Raw genomic sequence first — 19,392 nt, 5'->3', positions numbered from 1 at the left:
CTTTTGTTCTTATCTCAAAAGGAGGAATAACCTCTTTTTATTCGAATAAACAAACCGATTCCAAACATATGAACTACATAGACTCTCTTATTGACACCATTAATTCACACAACAGTAAACTTCCTATTTGTCTAAATGCGAATAACCACAACATAGTACCTGAACTTCGCAATCTGTTTGATGATTACATCAATCAAGTTAAAACCTGTATCCATGGGAATAGCATATCTCTGACAAAAAAACTTCCTCCTTATTGGACATACAATTCTTTGATCGAAATGTTAGAAACAATATCAAATTCTTTATTAAATTCTATCGATCATTTCCATGCTGGCTTACCAAACAAAGCATATAATCGTTTAGCAGAAGGCCTATCTATATTATTAAAAAACAAGTCCACCAGAAATAATTTTAGAGAGCACTTTACTCTTTCACTATCTCACTTCAAATCATATCGACTACGCAATAAACTTAGACCCAATGATATAATAAATCACCCGAAAGATTTATTTCATATTCCATTTGGAATACGAAGAATTACCAAATCATACAGATACAGTATCCCTGGATTTCCTTGTCTATATCTCGGAAGTTCCCCTGAGATTTCATTCAAGGAAATAGGAGAGAGTATGAAAGATCTTTTTGGAATTGTATTCGAATCAAAGAAAAATCTCACCTTTTTTAATATTGATTTTTCCGAAGTGCCATATTCAATCGATATAGAAAAACTCTACATCAAAATAGTATCTTGGCCTCTTATTGCGGCATGTTCTATCAAAATGAATGATTCTCATAAATCATATGAGTTTAAACCAGAATACATCATTCCACAACTTCTTCTTCAATATATACGTCAACAAGAAATTGGTCTATACACCCAAACTCAAGACATTAATTTGGATTATATCAAGGACCTTATTCATCTCCTGAAAAAAAACATATCATCATCCCCTGACTATATTAATAAGCTCATAAAAGAACTCGATAGCCTTCAAAAAATCATATCTGAAATACTTTGCTACAAAGAGTCTGTATCAAACGATGACGAGAGATCTAATAAGAATAAAGAATACCAATTGAAAGCCCTACAAAAAGATCTTAAGAAAAACCTACAAACCAATCTCAAACTATTAAAAAAAGACAACTCTAAAAACTTATACATACAGGAGGAGGATGATCTTATGAGTAAATCAAAAAATGAAATAAATCGATTAATCTCACTATTATCTTATGAATTTAAAGAAAACCCAATTAATGGAATCAGATACTTATCTACCCATTACGACTCTAATGTCAGTTTCAACCAAGAAAACTACGTCCTCCCTGTTCTAGAAAATAAATCAGAAGGTTACTGTTCACAATTAACGAATCTATTTACAGTATCTCCAGTTGTTGAAATAAAACAAACAACAAATCCTTTTAAAGAACTATGTAAACAAAGTAATTTATCAAATTTAAAAATAAAATAAACACCTCAATAAACATATGAGAGCTTTTGCACTAATAATAGGAAATAATGAATACGATGATTCTAACGCGAATCTAAATAATGCCAGCAATGACGCGAATGATCTAGCAGCAAGACTTGAAGAGTTAGGTTTCTTCGTTCGTTGTTTGATAAATATGAGTTGTGAAGAAATTGACAGTGTATTACTCGATATTGAAAACACATTAACAGAATATGATCTTGTTCTTTTTTTCTATGCAGGGCATGGTTTTCAAATTGAAAATAAAAACTACCTAACGGCTAGAGACACCCCTTTTGAGAATATTACATCTATTACAAGGAGGTCTATTGGACTTGATGATATAATATCGAAACTCAATAGACCTAAAGATTTAATTAAAGTTATAGTCCTAGATGCTTGTCGAAACGACCCATTCCCTAATAATACAAGAGGTATAAGCACAACATCGTTAGCTCCAATGTTCGCTCCAACAGGAACTATTATAGCATTCTCAACATCTCCTGGTCAAACAGCTCTTGATAGTGGATCAAATGACAGAAATAGTATCTATACCGAAGCCTTATTAAATCATTTAGAAGATGAAAACATATCAATTGAGGAGTTTTTCAAAAGAGTAAGAACGACGGTCTATAATTTATCCAATAAAAGGCAAACAAGTTGGGAACATACTTCCCTTATTGGCGATATCTTCTTGAACTCTGGAAATATAAATCATTCCATAGATCTTCCATATAGAGATGAGGTAATTGCAGATAAGAATTTCGTATCCAAAGGAGAGACGATTGATGATATTATAAATAATCTTAAAACTTTAAAGTGGGATTGCCAAACAAAAGGAATTGAAAATATAGTTTTAGTAAATAAGAATTCTATCGATAAGAACTATCAATTTCTTCTTGGAAGAAATATCGTTCAAGCAGCAGAAGGCAATGCTTACAGTGCTATAAATTTTTGTGAAGACCTTTCAAGTCGGTTAAATAGGTGGTTCTTAAATGATCAAAATCACATATTAAATGGGATGTTATTTGAGATCTATTTTAATAATTATGGGCGGTTTCGTAAAGAGAAATTTAAATCTAGGTTTCTAAAGAACTTCAGCCAACTATCTTTCAACTCCAAGTTCAAAGCATCTTTCGATTTCATTCAGAAACAGCTTCAGCCATTCAAAGATCAATTAATATATATCCCATCGACAAATCCTAAAACGATTCATTTAGAAATCATCTTAACAAACAATGAGACAGATTCAATCCATTATGTAAAATCAGTTAAACATCAAAATAGAGAATTTGTTCATGACGTAGATGATAAACTTAATGATATTTCATTTTCAATAGAAGAGTTTAAGAAGCAATTATCAAACAAATTGTTTATCCCAGAAAACTTATTGAAGATATCATTTAATATAAATGATGACTCCATTAACGTGATTTGTATTTCTAAAAACCAATCAATTGCCTTAAGTAAGTAGGAGATAAAAGTTAATATTGATACCATAAAGAGTATTGTTCTAGTTACAAAAGAAAGAGTTATAACTAGAATAATACTTTTTATTAAACAGAGTATTTCAAGTGTCGTAATTAATTTAGTGTAAATGTTTTAAATATTAAGAAACAAAAAGTCATATGTTATTATTTTCTTTTTGTTTTACTCTAATATTCAACATGAGGTGACAACAATAAACACTCCATAAATTCCAAACAACCTATGGCAGCATCCTATACCACCAGAGGTCTTTCTTTTCAACTGGAAGAGCTGATCAAACGAGGCACCATATTTGTAATCTTAATGACTCCTTACCTCAAGTTTTTAGAAAGCACGAGATGAATCAACATCATATTACAAATAGATACAGGGCTTATTTTTTAATGATAAAAGCCTCAACACGAATGTAGAGGCTTATATTTTTTATGTAAAGAGGATTCGATTATTAATGTTTCCAAACAGATGGACTCTTTTGATATTTAATATAGAACGAATTGGGTTTGCTTTCTTTAAATCTTGCCACCTTTTGAACACTATTTTCACCACAAAACGAATCATACTCATAGGTGATCATTTTTGATTCAGGCAAATTGATTATCGACTGCACATAAAAATCATTCTGTAGTGATATATTCTCTTTCCTATCTCCTATTCGATATGTAAAACGGTTAGAAACGACAAAAGGGCTGCTTGCAGAATCAAAAGAGAGCTTACGTATCTCTCTCTTTTTCGGATATCGATAGAGTTCACAATCTCTAAATACAATGCTATTGATATCGTACTCTCCGATGCTCTTCGATGATTGAGTAGGAATACAAATAACCCTCTTTTCTTTCATTCTAACCGAGCTTCCATTTATGGAGTTAGTTATTTGCGATATATTACTCTTTTTTAGAATTGAATGGGTTATAACACTTTCGGTTGTGCGATTCTTGAAATAATCATAGGCATGACCATTTAACACAAAAAAACTTTCCCCTAAATCTAGATAGATATTTTGATCGCTTTTATTAAATAGCTCTAATTTCACAAAGCCTTTCTCACTCCACAGATCATACGTTACAATACAATGCTCATCTTCAAACACTAAATTATCTTCTTGTAATGAACTATTATCAACAGACTTAACATCATATACCTGATAGTAATATTTCGACATACACGATGTCATACTCATCAGGAATACAAAAACAGAAAACACTTTTATCGATTTCATTTTTTACTAGTTTTGTAGTTATTCATTTATTATTTACGATCAAAAACGTGTGACTTATGGCAAACAACACAAGTCAATATTTTTATATGGATAAAATCAAAGAGATGATTAATTCGGATTGTATTATCACACCTTTTACATCGAGATAGATCTTTTTGATTTGAAGGCAAATATATCAACTATCAATGCAGTCTATCTACATAGAAAAAAAAATCTTCTAAATATATCATCACTTCTACATCCATTAATGCGCAAGGCGTGCCAATGAATTGGCACAAACTACGTAACCCAATGTCGACAAAATGATGGGGTCGGACTTACAGCCCTCCTATTTATTTTCACATCAATACCCAGCGCTTCGCACTGGGCTATGTTCTATTTCCCTTTCAGGGAATGTCTCAGCATACAAAAGATCTGTTCCATCGGTCTAATCCGTTTCATCTGTGTGCAACCCTTGCGCTTCAACCCTTCGTGCCTTTGTGTCTTCGTGGTTCAATTCCCCTGGCACATCAACCAGATCCGTGAAAATCCGTGGCTATATAATTTAGACGCGAGCATCGCACCTCTACGTAATCATAAAAAAATCCGTTTCATCAGTGTGCCATCCCTGCGAATCATCCCAATATCCAAGTTTCTGCCAATGCCTTACCATGAGAGGGATACTACAACCGCTGGGAACGCCGAGCTCCGCTCGGCATCGTACCACAAGAGAGCGACAACCTTTGTATTCAACTGCGTAGGTTGCATCACGGGCAAGTTGCTCCATGGTAAAGTGGACACACGATGCCGAGCGAAGCTCAGCGTTCCCAGCGGTTGTCCCATCCCTTACGCTTAAACACTTCGTGCCTTTGTGTCTTCGTGGTTCAATTCCCCTTACACCACAACAAAGATCCGTAAAAATCCGTCTGATCCGTCCAATCCGTGGCTATATTTCCCGTGCGCTCCACCCCTTCGTGCCTTTGTGTCTTAGCGGTTCAATTCCCCTTGCACCTCAACCAAATCCGTTAAAATCCGCGGCTAAAATTCCTTGTTTTCCATCCTTGCGCGTCAACCCTTCGTGCCTTTGTGTCTTCGTGGTTCAATTCCCCTTACACCACAACCAATCCGTGAAAATCCGTCTGATCCGTGGCTATACTCCCAGTGAATTCATTTTCTCTTTTATTAACGACCCTAAATCTCTATATTTACAGTATACTGTGGTATTCACGAACAGTATGATAAGACGTGACAAACATTCATTGTAGAAAAGAAGCTGAACTCTAGACAGCAAGAAAATACATTAAGTAAATCTTAGAACCGATGGAAACAAGTGGACAACATAACATCATCATATACAATACACCTGACGGTAAAGCTTCAGTAAAACTCTATGCCAAAGATGGATCTGTATGGATGAACTAAAATCAATTGGCAGAACTTTTTGCCACCTCCAAACAGAACATCGGTCAACACATTCGTAACATCCTAGAAGATGGTGAGTTAATTGAACATTCAGTTGTAAAGTTTTTCTTTACAACTGCTCCTGATGGAAAAGAATATAACGTAGCTTTCTACGCTCTAGATATGATCATTGCTCTTGGTTTTAGAGTCAAAGGAAAAAGAGGGACACAATTTCGTGTTTGGGCCAATAATAATCTTAAGTCATATATGGTCAAAGGATTCATTATCGATAATGACCGCTTAAAGAATCCTGATGGTCGTCCAGACTACTTCGATGAACTTCTAGAACAAATTCGAGACATTCGTGCTTCGGAAAAACGTTTCTACCAAAAGGTAAAAGACCTTTTTGCTTTAAGTAGCGACTACGATGCCACCGACAAAGCAACCCAAATGTTTTTTGCCGAAACCCAAAATAAACTATTATACGCCGTAACAAACCAAACTGCAGCGGAATTATTGTATCTCGTACGAATGCTGAATCTCACAATATGTCTCTAACATCATGGAAAGGTAAAACAGTGCGTAAACAAGATATCTATATTGCCAAAAACTACCTGAACAAAGACGAAATTGACGAACTAAATCGATTGGTTACCATATTTCTTGAAACAGCGGAACTACGTGCCAAAAAACGAATTGATATCACAATGAATTTTTGGCACGATAACGTACATCGTATCCTTGAATTCAATGATCTGAAGCTCCTAATTGGACAAGGAGCAATAAGCAGTAGCAAAATGAAGTCGATTGTAGATAAGATCTATGTTAAATTTGATCAACACAGAAAATCGTTGGAAGCACTACAAGCCGATAATGAAGAGTTAAAAGAGATAGAAAACGAAATAAAAGCAAATAAAAAATAGATAACATTACCCAAGGCTACGTTCGGTTTCACTTTCAGGGAAAGATGTCAGAGATAGACCACAAACGAGAGACGAAAAATTTGATAATATATATTTATCTGTGATATTTTTTAAATTAGAGTAATATTGAGAAAATAAAGATAAGTGGTAATTTTAACATTAAATATTTGTAAACTAATGGCTTTTTACACTATATTTGTAATCAATAATACCCGCCACGCTTCTCGTCGACCAGCGCACCTTGGTGGGTTTTCGATTTTTAAGAAGGAGGTGTACGTATGAAATACACCAAATCTTCCCTCTCTATAGTAGATCAAATTGAAAGACTAAAGTCTCGTGGGCTAACATTCAATGACGAAGAAAAAGCGGCTCATACCTTATCAAATATTAGTTATTATCGCCTAAGAGCTTATACCTATCCTTTTCAGGATAACGAAAACGTAAACCATCCATTCAAAGAACATATATCCTTTGAAGAGATATTACAACTATATTACTTTGATGCCAAACTAAGACGTCTCGTATTCGAAGCCTTAGAGAATATTGAGGTTGCTTTACGGACACAGATTATTTACCATATGTCCCTAGCTTATGGTAGCCATTGGATGACAGAAGAGGATCAGTTTATAAACAGTCGGTTCTATAATAGTAATCTGATATCGATAAAAGAAGAGCTCAATCGCTCCAAAGAAACTTTTATCAACCACTACAAACAAAAATATAACGAACCTCAATTACCTCCTTCTTGGATGAGTCTAGAGGTCGTTTCAATGGGACTCCTAAGTCAAGTATTTTCTAACATCAAACCTTTTCAACCCAAGAGAGATATTCAAACTCATTTTGGTCATAAACGTGACTCCATTTTCAAAAGCTGGATACATAGTTTTGTTGGCCTTCGTAATATCTGTGCACACCATGGCAGGCTATGGAATCGTAGATTTACAATTAGACCTACATTACCTACAAACAGCATCTTCCATTTTCTTGACAACTCTGAAATTACGAATAATAAGCTCTATGCAATGCTCTCATGTTTGAATTATACCTTACGTTGCATTCAACCCGATAGCGATTGGTTAACAAGAATAAAAACACATTTAGTAAGTTGTCCATTGGCGAACCTACATCATATGGGATTCCCTGACAGCTGGGAATCTGAAAGGTTGTGGGAAGACAACAAACATTTTATCCCTATTATTAAAAACAACTTATAATTGAATTGTAAAGTTGCAATTTAAAGAACAATAATTCTTTAGAGCCAAATACCCCTACCTTTATTAACAAGTTGAAGACAGTAAGAGATTCCCACTATCATCATAGATATGTATAGGGGGAATTCTAAACCTAGGATAACATACTAGGCAAGAGACAATTTACCCTTTCAGGGAATGTCGCAACATATAAAAAAAATCAGTTTCATCGGTCTAATCAGTTTCATCTGTGTACCATCCCTGCGCTTCAACAAAGATTCGTGACAATCCGTGGCTATGACACTTTTGTTTAACCAATGGGGGGCCAGACCTTCAGCCCTTGGTTGTTGATTTTACTATCAATACCCAAGGCTCCAACCTGTATGATGCGCTATTGCGCAACATATGGTTTTCACCATTGGGCTACGTTAGGTTTCCCTTTCAGGGAATGTCGCAACATATAAACGAAATCCGTTTCATCTGTCTAATCTGTTTCATCTGTGTACCATCCCTTGCGCTTCAACAAAGATTCGTGACAATCCGTGGCTATGATACTTTTGTTTAACCAATGGGGGGCCAGACCTTCAGCCCTTGGTTGTTGATTTTACTATCAATACCCAAGGCTCCAACCTGTGTGATGCGCTATTGCGCAACATATGGTTTTCACCATTGGGCTAAATTCGGTTTCCCTTTCAGGGAATGTCGCAGCATATAAAAAAATCCGTTTCATCGGTCTAATCTGTTTCATCTGTGTGCCATCCCGTAAAATCCAACCCATCGTGTCTTCGTGGTTCTTTTTAAAAATCCGTTCCCGACAATTGAAACCAAGCCCCGAACGGGGTGGCCGAACCTAGCCCAATGGTGAAATGAATATGTTGCGCGGTAGCGCTGCATAAGAATGAGCCTTGGGTACAACACACGACCTATCACCAAAGGCTGAAGGCCTGACCCATCTCAAACATAACACATCCAATACGACCAAGTTTGTGCCAATTTATTGGCACGAGAGGGATACCTCATACAGGCACGAGTATCTCGCCTCTACCCTTCCTATCTTTGCGCCTTCACAGTGCGCTTCACCCCTGGGAACACATCGTTCCTCTCGGCATCATGCGTCAACCAAATCCGTTAAAATCCGTGACTAATGATACTTTTGTTTAACCAATGGGGGGCCAGACCTTCAGCCCTTGGTTGTTGATTTTACTATCAATACCCAAGGCTCCAACCTGTATGATGCGCTATTGCGCAACATATGGTTTTCACCATTGGGCTACGTTAGGTTTCCCTTTCAGGGAATGTCGCAACATATAAACGAAATCCGTTTCATCTGTCTAATCTGTTTCATCTGTGTGCCATCCTTGCAGATATACTCCCCCTAGAATGCAGCCAAAGAGCAGCCCACCAAAGGAAGGAGCATCTATATCTACATTTCACTTTTAAGACCATGGATTCATAAAAAATAGATATCTTAAACGATTATTTGGTTTAAGATACTAACAACTAAATGTATGATGTGATAAATCTTCATCGAAGAAACCATCAGACAACCTTTAAAACATCCATTATGAACAACAAAAACAGACAATGGAGGTACTATTTACCTCTATTCGTAACCCTTTTGTTATGCACATTTCAAGTGAAAGCACAAAAGGATCTTATTCAAGAAGAGTCAAAAAAAGTCCAGTTAGAGACGTTGACTTTCCCTAATTATCCAACCTATCAAGACAAAGACTTTTGGAATAACGTCCCTCCTAAATGGAAGCAGAGCTTTATTAAAGATGGCGAAGCGTGGTTAGATTACTCTTGGCCTATTGCGAGCGCATGGGGATATATGTCTTATAAGCTAGAGGGTGATCGTGGTCCTATCAATGAAGTGTATCATAAACGCAAAGAGGCACTAGAACAGTTAGTGATTGCCGAATGCATAGAGCGCAAAGGACGATTTATGCCACAGATTATTAATGGTGTATATGCTTTTTGCGAACAGACAGCATGGTCTAACTCGGCCCACCTATCTCTTCAAAAAAAGGGAATAGGTCTTCCTGATCACAACGAACATATCATTGACCTATGTACTGGAGAGATTGCTGCCAACTTAGCACTGACCTACTACCTTCTAAAAGATCAATTTGACTCTATTCATCCGCTTATCAATCAGCGAATCAAAGATGAGATACAAGAGCGTGTCTTAGATGTCTATTATGCCCGTGATGACTTCTGGTGGATGGGATTTAATACTGAGTTTGTCAATAACTGGAACAGTTGGATCAATTTTAATGTATTGAACTGTATGTTAATCTGTGAAGAGGATAAAACACAACGCACAGAAGGAGTAAAAAAACTACTTAGTAGTTACGATAAGTGGCTAAACTTCTATCATGAAGATGGAGGATGTGAAGAGGGAGCTACCTACTGGGGACATGCTGGAGGTCAGATGTGTGCATTCTTAGACTTGATGTATAAAGCCAGCGATGGAAAGGTGAACCTGTTCAACAACACGAAAGTGAAGAATATCATTCAATTCCCAATGTACTCATACATCGGAAATGAAAGATCCGTAAATTTTGCAGATGCCACCCCATTTGTAAAACCTAAGCCAGGACTACTATATCGTATGTCTAAATATATCGACGACAAAAACCTAGAGACTTTTAGTCGTATGATGGCACAGGAGTATGGCTATGGTGATCACCTCTCTTTTGACAACTTAGCCAAGGTGATGCCCAACATTATTGAAGGGGACAAATGGATCGACAAACCGATCAATCCATTCACTTGGAAGACCAAATACTACCCAGAGACAGAGGTTTTATATGCTCGTGACAACGACACCAAACATGGAGAGTTCTATCTCGCAGCCAAAGGAGGATATAATAGAGAGAGCCACAATCACAATGATGTAGGTAATTTTATGCTATACTACAACGGACAACCATTCATTATGGATGTCGGTAGTGGCGTATATACCCGTAAAACGTTTAGCTCTAAACGTTATGAAATATGGAACTTTACCAGTGACTTCCATAACGTACCTAAAATTAATGGGGTGAGTCAGAAAGATGGATATGAATATAAAGCCACGAACTTAAAACTTAGTCGCAAGAAGAGTAAGACGGTCTTCTCACTAGACATCAACCAAGCATATCTAAAAGAGGCAGACGTAAAACAGTGGCATCGTAGTTTTGATTTCAGATATGGCAAACAGTTAACCGTAAAAGACAACTATACGTTGAATAGATATATCGCACCGCAACAGATCTATTATATGACTGCGGCCAAGGTTGAGAAAATCAAAGATGGGTGGATAAAACTAGAGTTAGAGAAGACCACCCTAAAAATGAAATACAACGCCAAACAGTATGATTTTGAGGTAGAAGAAATAGCCCTAAAAGATAGCAAGATCATGAAAACATGGCCATCAGGTGTTCGTCGAATGATACTTAAAAGTAAGAGCAAAAACACAACAAGAACATGTGAAGTGACTTTTATTAAATAGAAGAAGTTTCACTCCAATCACTTATTCTCAACAACCTATTCGATCCGAATGGGTTTGTTGAGAATATCCTCCCAACCATACCTCAAACACAGGATATAGGGTCACCAACACCATATATCTCCCACATCAAACTCCACAAACCAACACACCACCATCTCAAAGAACGTGCATGGCGTGCCAATAAATTGGCACAAACTACGCAAACCAACGTCGATGGGATGGATAGAGAGCGGTCGGACTTTCAGCCCTCCTATTTATTTTCACATCAATACCCAGCACTTCGCACTGGGCTATGTTCTATTTCCCTTTCAGGGAATGTCGCAGCATACAAAAGATCCTTCGTATAGAATACGCTGGTGCGTTTTACCGTGCCCTTCAACTAGATCCATCCGTGAGAATCCGTGGCTATATATTTTAGACGCGAGCATCACGCCTCTACGTAACCATAAAAAATCCGTTTCATCGGTCTGATCTGTTTCATCTGTGTCCCATCCCTTGCGCTTCAACAAGATCCGTAACAATCCGTGGCTATGATACTTTTCTTTAACCTATGGGCGGCCAGGCCTTCAGCCCTTGGTTGTTTATTTTACTATCAATACCCAAGGCTCCAACCTGTATGATGCGCTACTGCGCAACATATGGTTTTCACCATTGGGCTAAGTTCGGTTTCCCTTTCAGGGAATGTTGTCTCATTACCATAATTAAACAGATATAAGATCTGTGGATATCTGTGTGACATCCCTTGTGCATCAACCCTTTGTGTCTTCGTGGTTCTTTTTACCGTGCCCTTCAACTAGATCCATCCGTTAAATCCGTGGCTATATAATTTAGACGCGAGCATCGCGCCTCTACGTAACCATAAAAAAATCCGTTTCATCGGTGTCCCATCCCTTGCGCTTCAACCAGATCCATGCAATTGGTATAATAACTTTCGTAATAGTGTTGTTCGAGCGGATCGTATGGCACGAGCCATAAATGCATCTCTTCGGTTTTGGACAGATGGTCTGGGAGAGGAACGGTGAGGTAGTTGTTGTTAGGCCAAGAGAATGGACCTAGCTGTACAGGATCTCCCTCCACCAATAGAAGAAGGTAGAGGGTTAGATGGGTAGGCTGTCGTTTTGTTGCATTGGTAATTTGAAGATGAAGCTCCGCTCCTACTCTGTGCGCTTTAAGCTGTGTGATCACTTTCTCTTCCGAGATGCTCATTCTGATTTTTGCATAGTCAAGATATAAGTTTGGGTATTGTCCAATAATATTATGTCGCATAATTAGTGATTTGGCTCTATTATAGGAGGTTATTGTTGTTTTACTCTCCACAACAAAGGCGTGACGCACGATTTGTGGCCAGTAGGATAGAAATTGGTTTGCCAAACGCATCCGTTCTCTCTGTGCCAACTGCTTGGTGGATTTGCGATCACGATATTTGTGTGGTCTACTTCTTGCAACTTTCTGTCCATGGAGGGTATAGCATACCACATCCCCTACCATCCCATGTAGGGCATTGTTTTTTTGTGTTGCCATTTTTAACTGAATTTTAGGTGGTTATCAACTGTTTACAACATGGTTAATAACTCTATTACCTCCCATTAGTACGGTTCTATCACCGATGGTATTTTGAAGGAGTTCATAAAGATCACCACGCTTGCATTACTATAAATAGAACGTACCAAACCGCCTCTTTGTTCTTGATTACAAGACCTTTTCGTTACGGTTTCGTTACCTTCTTGTCGTGTGGAGGTAAGGGAAGGGTAAGTTAAAGGTAACTTTAGGGTAAGTTTAGTATAGGGATGGTATAGGGAAAGAGTAGGTGAAGGGGTGGTCGATCTAGGAGCATAAAACTTAAAGGTTGTCCATTAACCATAATTAGGTATTTTATTACCAGACTTCTAACACGTAAACTCCACAATATACTAACAGACAGATTATTATGATGATACATGATCTATCCCCATAAATAGGTATAATAGAAATAAGCCCTAGATATTCGGACTAACGGGTCTATATTTAAGGACTTAATCATCTATTTAAACAAAAATTATGAACATTAAATTCTTCTCACTTCTTATAGGTTGGATTCTTATAGGAATATCTACGCATATTACTGCCCAAGAGAGAACAGATATAATAAAAGGTACTGTTGTGGACCAGGCAGGACAAGCTATTCCATCTGTTGTGGTCATCTCTTATCCTTCTGGTTTGGGAACCACGACAAATGCTAATGGAAATTTTAGTATCAATATAAAGGATACGGACCGATATATAGAGTTCAAGATGATGGGGTTTGAGAACCAACGTTTATTAAGAAGTCGTTGGAGTAATCCTCTTCAAGTAACTTTAGTGTCTGGAGACGAGAACTTAGACGAGGTGGTGATCACTGCAGGCCGAAGCAAAGAGACATTGAATGAAGTGCCTGGAGCTATTTCGATAGTATCAAAACGAGTGTTGTCACAACAGCTTGGTGTCACCACGAACCTTAATGAGGTGTTGGCCAACAGTGTACCTGGAATGGCGCCATCATCACAAACATCAAGTAACTGGGGACAGACCTTGAGAGGTCGGAATGTTTTGGTGATGGTAGATGGTGTTCCTCAATCCACCCCTCTAAGAAATGGGCAGTTAGGTATTCGTAGTATCGATCCCAATGTCATTTCGAGGGTTGAAGTGATCAAAGGAGCTACGGCCATCTATGGAAATGGCGCCGAGGGAGGAATTGTAAATTATATTACACAGAAGAGTGGTGGAGAGAAGAAAATATCTTCAAAAACAGTTATTAGAGGGTCACAATCGTTGGTATCCCCTGAAGATAGTCGAAGCTATAGTGTTCAGCAGATGTTTTATGGTACGGTAGGTAAGTTCAGATATCTCGTTAATGGAGGGTATGAGAAGACAGGACTGTTCAAAGATGCTGATGGAGATATCATAGGACAGATCTATGGTCTATCTAATAACACGAACTATAATATTTTTGGTAAACTAGGCTATGATTTCACGTCGAAATCTACACTAGAAGTGATGGCCAATCGTTATCAGTCGAAACAAGGTTTGGACTATACCACTGAGGCTGGAGGTGCATTTATCAATAGTGATGGAGAGTATGAGCTTAAAAAGGCTCAAGGTAAGAGTGGCGAACAACCGGGAGTTTCACCAGGGGTGGTCATAAGCAATATTACGGCGAGTTATAGTCATCAAGATATTTTTTCTGGTAGTCACTTGAATGTGGATGGGTATTATCAGAAAGCAGAAAATATATTTTTCTACTCAAAGAATTTTGAGAACGGAGGACAGTCTGAGATTAATTCAGAGAAGATGGGATTACGTCCACATATTGAAACTACCCTATCTCTTTTTGACACCAGTACTTTACGTTTGCTTTATGGTCTTGATCTTTTAAACGATAAAACATCTCAAGATTTGGTTGATGGTAGACACTGGACTCCTGTGATGGATATGTTAAGTGTGGCACCCTATCTTCAAGCTTCATTGCGCATAAAAGAGGCGTGGATGTTAAAGGGAGGTGTAAGATATGAGAATATGTCGGTACGTGTTCCTACTTATAAGACCTTACCCTATAGTGCCAAAGGCGATGGAGTTTTCTCTGCGAACAGTACGATTCAAGGAGGGACACTTCGTTATGATAATGTGACATTTAATGCAGGGCTTCGCTATATAGCGCATGATAGTTTTAGGCCATATTTTAGTTACTCTCAAGGGTTCTCAGTGTCAGATCTAGGGCGTGTACTTCGTTATGTTCCAGCAACGAAAGCGATTAATTCTATCGATGATATCTCGACAGAACCTGTGATAACAGATAATTATGAGCTTGGATTTAGCAGTCACTTTGGAATCTTTAAGATGTCTGCCTCTGGATTCTTAAGCACATCAGAGATGGGTAGCAGTTTGGTGTTTGATAAGGTAAGTCAAGGGTATGTCAACAAACGACAACCTCAAACAATATTTGGTTATGAAGTGACTGCGGATTTAAAGCTATGTAAGAAATTAATGGTTGGGGGTAGTTACTCGTTTACCGAAGGTCTATATGCGGATGATCAAACCAAGAGCATATCTTATATTCCAAACACCATTATTTCGGCTCCGAAGAGCACTGCATATATCGATTATCAACCTATTGAGAAATTATCATTACATATGAACGTACTACACGTAGGTCAAAGAGATCGCTTTGCTGCAAATGACAAGGGACTCTATGCATTTGGTCATCATCCTGTTAAAGATGCCTATACTGTGATTGATCTACTGGGGAGTTATCAATGTAATTCTCATCTAAAATTAATGGCCTCGGTGAAGAATCTATTAAATACAGACTATTTCCCTGCACGTTCGCAGTGGGGAGCTTTTAATGGGTCATATATTATTAAGGGAGAAGGGTTGACAATGCAACTCGGGCTAGAGTATACTTTATGATGCCATAAAATATGAAAATGAAATGGAGTGAGAACAGAGCCTTAAGATCGATGTAACACCAATAAATAGATGTTATAAGCGATATTCTTACGTTCTAAATTGTTTATAACTCACTTGGATCAATGCCATAAGGAAGGAGACCTTTCCTTATGGCACTCTGTATAAACAAAATATACTTACCACTGCTTACCGTTTACTACCTGATTCAATGGGTTTAAAGGGTATCATTTCATACCTTTCGCCTATAGTTGAATAAAATAATTATAGATAAGTTTATTTCTTTTCTAGTAGCGGAGAGAACTGTGATTGAAGCAGCTCAAACCACTGTTCAAGAGAAGGGTCCATATTGAATCCATTCAATTCATTAATCACAATTAATTTATCGAAATCTTTATCGTCTAATTGGTATTGCTGAAAGAACTTGAACAGGTTTGGGTGGTTCTCACTCCATTTTTTTGAACATATTTTCACGATATCATAACTATCCTCAAAGGCATGGTAAGGATCGTCAAGCATCTTTATGTACTTCTTGTTGAACATCGGATGAGGATGACCACCAACAATAAAGAAGTCTTGTTTCTCTGAATATTTGGCATTGATATGCAGTGCTGTCTCCGACTCAATCTTCTCTTCATTACAGAAGTGGAAACTATATCTTTTGGCCACCTCATTCAGTCCATGTTCTGACTCTGTTCCGAATAGAGGTCGAAAGATAGTAATATCTTTATACTTGCTGTTATTCTCTAGATCGGTCAAGGAGTTTAGAGTAGAGTAACTTGGAACAAGAACACCCATCTGTGCATTCTGATATAGGTCACCAATAACGACCTGTTCAGAGTTTGTTGTCACATGAACATTTTGAGGAAACCACCCTGTAATAGAGATATCTATCTCACCTTCGGTAAGTGCTTCAGAAAGATTTGCCACCGTCTTAATCTTCACGGTATAGCCTTTGGATTCAATAATTTTCTTTGTGAAACGGGTAATCGCAATGTCTTCAGCCCATGGCACAGATCCAATGACTACATCAGGCTTACTGTTTTCTGAGGGATTCGCTTTCTTACTTGTCTTTGTGCTACAGCCAAATAGGCACAATACAAATAGTAATGATAATCTAAAATTCATAATGATCTGGTGATTTAATAAAACAATATATGTCCTTATCAAGCACTATGTTAACGTCAAAGGGGACCTGACATAGCAAGTTCATAAATGTAACAATTATTGTATTACAATAAAATCAATTAACATAACAACAACAATTTTCCCCGATAAAGAACTTTTAATAACAAGAGAAAATTCCGATCATTTTTGAAGAAATAGTATACTATACAATAATTAATCAACTTATAATCAATACTTAATCGTCGCTAAAAGCAGAATAAAACTTGATAATACAGTTCAAATATTAGATGTTATTTGAGTTTATTTTGTATCTACCAACACCACATTTTATTAAGATTTATTTTAGTTATGATTTATTTACGCCACCGAAAGATCTCTTTATAAAGAGATCGTCTGTGATAGACAATTAATCTTTAAATATTATATATGCAATACTATTATTACATGTAAACAGAAGTTGATCATGACAAAATAGGGCGTAGAGGTCACAATATCAAAGTTACATATGTACGTTAATATTATGCTCTACGCCCTTGTATCGTAAGCAGATCTTTTCGATAGATGTGATTTTAATCTATAACTATCGAAAAGGGGGAATTATATTCGTTAAATTATTTCTCTTCTAATAGAGGTAAGAATTGTGGTTTTATAAGCTGAAACCACTGTTCAATGGCAAGCTCTAAATTAAACACATTCAATTCGGTAAGTTCAACTAATTTATCGAAATCTTTATCATCTAGTTGATAATGTTGAAAGAACTTATAAAGTTCTGGATTTGCCTTACTCCACTCCTTAGAGCAGATCTTCACGATATCGTAATGCTCTTCAAAAGCATGGTATGGATCTTCAAGCATCTTCAAATACTTTGAAGTAAACATTGGATGAGGGTGTCCTCCGACAACAAAAAATTCCTCTTTTGCTTGATATTTAATTCTCATATATATCGCTGCGATGCTATCATGTTTCTCCTCATTACAGAATTTGAAGTTGTATCTTTTAGAGAGTTCATTCAATCCATGTTCGGACTCTTGACCATGAAGAGGTCGATAGATTGTGATGTCTTCATAGTCTTCATTGTTTTCCAAATCGGCCAAAGAGTTCAATGGAGAGTAGGAGGGGACAATGACACCCATGACTGCATTTTGATAGGTGTCGCCAATAACAATAAAGTCAGAGGATGTTGTGACATACATATTTTGTGGGTACCAGCCCGTAAGGGAGATATCGATATCTCCAGCCTCAAGTGCGTCAGAGAGGTTGGTCACACTTTTCACCTCCACTTTATAACCTTTAGATTCGATAATTTTCTTCGCCAATCTTGTGATGGCAATATCCTCAGCCCATGGTACCGATCCAATAACCACATCTGGTTTATTATTCTTTGGGGTGTTGACCTCTTTATTGCTTTTAGTCCCACAAGCAAAGAGACAGAAAACAAATAGCAATGATAATCTAAAATACATAGTGATTTCATGATTTAATTTAAACAACAAATGTCCCCATCAAGCACCATGTTAATTCCTAAGAGGTCTTATCAACCAAGCCCATAAAAGTAACAATAATAATATGATCATAAAATATATTACTTAATTAACTATCTAAAACAAGTCATCATATTCCATAATAAGGTTAGATTCGCTCATGCTCCGCTACGAATTGGGTACTGATGTTGTAATTAATGAATGCTCTACAAATAACAAGATATAAAACAATTAATGAATCCTGTCGATTGCCATACATAGAGATAAGATGGAGTGATTTAAATTTAACACATCATGAAAGACATCGATACACAGGAGGCGAACTGATTTTAATTACTACTCCAATCCTGCATAAACACATATGCAGACGAAACTAATAATATAGAACCGGATGACACTATTTTACCCTAATAATATTTTATCATCAGGAATATCATCCAGAACAAAGATGTGACATCGTCAATGAGAAGTAATGCACCTTCTTTAAAGGTATGAACTTTATCAAAAAAGGAGCAAATAAATCTGTTAATAATAATTCATGAAATCACACTCTGTTTTATAGATGCTATTTGACAATTAACTTGGTCCGTTTACATCTAAAAAACGCAAAGTAACTATCATAGTTTGTAAAATATTATATACTTGGGATGAATACAATTCAATTTCATTAAAAAATATCCCCATTAGGAAAGATATACTTTAGTTTTAGTGTCTAGTTCGAACAAAACATATTAACCATAACCTACAACTCATTTCATAACCTAATTGTAGTTCTAAGATATCTCATCATCGCGTGAGCAGTAAATTGGTGAGGTATGAGGTCATTGAATAACATAACTACAAGCGGCAGTATAAAATGTCGAAGTACATATCATTGGAATCATCAAACAGGTGTCATTGAAACATCTCCTATGCGTTAGCAAAAAAGGTTAATAACAAGACATAAACAATAATGAGTGTGGCATATGTTTATCCTGGCTTAGATTATTTTATGACTGTATTTACTCCCAAATAAAGATAATCGAAATTAAAATTATACATCAGGGGATAAAAAAGCATAAAACAGACTGTATAATTTAAACACATCATATATTCATCAATTACAACCTACTACAATAAAACTCTATAAAACAATGTATTAATACAGCATCTACTTCCAAGATCCATTAATCAAATGTATAAAATCATACAACTAACACAAAAAG

General features: G+C 36.8%; 11 protein-coding genes. 7 read left to right on the top strand and 4 right to left on the bottom strand.

All coding sequences use genetic code 11. The features are described from left to right. The first annotated feature begins 68 nt into the window (after positions 1-68). Positions 69-1,469, top strand: coding sequence for a hypothetical protein (locus K5X82_15145; GenBank protein ID QZT36569.1), 1,401 nt, complete (start codon positions 69-71; stop codon positions 1,467-1,469). A 16-nt stretch (positions 1,470-1,485) separates the two neighbouring features. Next, entirely contained in the window at positions 1,486-2,940 is a 1,455-nt protein-coding gene (locus K5X82_15140; GenBank protein ID QZT36568.1) for a caspase family protein, read from the top strand. Positions 2,941-3,399: 459 nt separating this feature from the next. On the opposite strand, the gene K5X82_15135 is transcribed toward K5X82_15140, so the two are convergent. After that, positions 3,400-4,170, bottom strand: coding sequence for a hypothetical protein (locus K5X82_15135; protein ID QZT36567.1), 771 nt, complete (start codon positions 4,168-4,170; stop codon positions 3,400-3,402). A 1,407-nt stretch (positions 4,171-5,577) separates the two neighbouring features. Here K5X82_15135 and K5X82_15130 point away from each other — a divergent pair. The 4 genes from K5X82_15130 to K5X82_15115 all read left to right on the top strand — a co-directional run bounded on the left by K5X82_15130 (position 5,578) and on the right by K5X82_15115 (position 11,159). Further along, a complete protein-coding gene (locus tag K5X82_15130; protein ID QZT36566.1) occupies positions 5,578-6,108 on the top strand; it encodes a virulence RhuM family protein in 531 nt (176 codons plus the stop codon). Then, complete coding sequence (locus tag K5X82_15125) at positions 6,099-6,473, top strand: virulence RhuM family protein (GenBank protein ID QZT39137.1); 375 nt, start codon at positions 6,099-6,101, stop codon at positions 6,471-6,473. Before K5X82_15130 ends, K5X82_15125 begins: the two co-directional genes overlap by 10 nt. Positions 6,474-6,751: 278 nt before the next feature. Continuing rightward, entirely contained in the window at positions 6,752-7,687 is a 936-nt protein-coding gene (locus K5X82_15120) for an Abi family protein (GenBank protein ID QZT36565.1), read from the top strand. Positions 7,688-9,227: 1,540 nt separating this feature from the next. Further along, entirely contained in the window at positions 9,228-11,159 is a 1,932-nt protein-coding gene (locus K5X82_15115; GenBank protein QZT36564.1) for a heparinase II/III-family protein, read from the top strand. An 873-nt stretch (positions 11,160-12,032) separates the two neighbouring features. On the opposite strand, the gene K5X82_15110 is transcribed toward K5X82_15115, so the two are convergent. Further along, the gene (locus tag K5X82_15110; GenBank protein QZT36563.1) at positions 12,033-12,680 is read right to left on the bottom strand and encodes a DUF6266 family protein; all 648 of its coding nucleotides are present in this window, start codon (positions 12,678-12,680) and stop codon (positions 12,033-12,035) included. A gap of 516 nt (positions 12,681-13,196) precedes the next feature. Between K5X82_15110 and K5X82_15105 the strand changes: the two genes are divergently transcribed. Next, a complete protein-coding gene (locus K5X82_15105; protein ID QZT36562.1) occupies positions 13,197-15,581 on the top strand; it encodes a TonB-dependent receptor in 2,385 nt (794 codons plus the stop codon). A gap of 273 nt (positions 15,582-15,854) precedes the next feature. On the opposite strand, the gene K5X82_15100 is transcribed toward K5X82_15105, so the two are convergent. Then, the gene (locus tag K5X82_15100) at positions 15,855-16,706 is read right to left on the bottom strand and encodes a hypothetical protein (protein QZT36561.1); all 852 of its coding nucleotides are present in this window, start codon (positions 16,704-16,706) and stop codon (positions 15,855-15,857) included. 611 nt (positions 16,707-17,317) lie between these two features. After that, positions 17,318-18,169, bottom strand: a complete 852-nt coding sequence (locus K5X82_15095; GenBank protein QZT36560.1) for a hypothetical protein — start codon at positions 18,167-18,169, stop codon at positions 17,318-17,320. Positions 18,170-19,392: the final 1,223 nt, after the last annotated feature.

The sequence above is a fragment of the Prolixibacteraceae bacterium genome (genome assembly GCA_019856515.1).
Lineage (GTDB): Bacteria > Bacteroidota > Bacteroidia > Bacteroidales > Prolixibacteraceae > Halosquirtibacter > Halosquirtibacter xylanolyticus.
The sequence above is the reverse complement of the archived record's forward strand: the minus strand, read 5'-3'. Positions and strand labels throughout refer to the sequence as shown.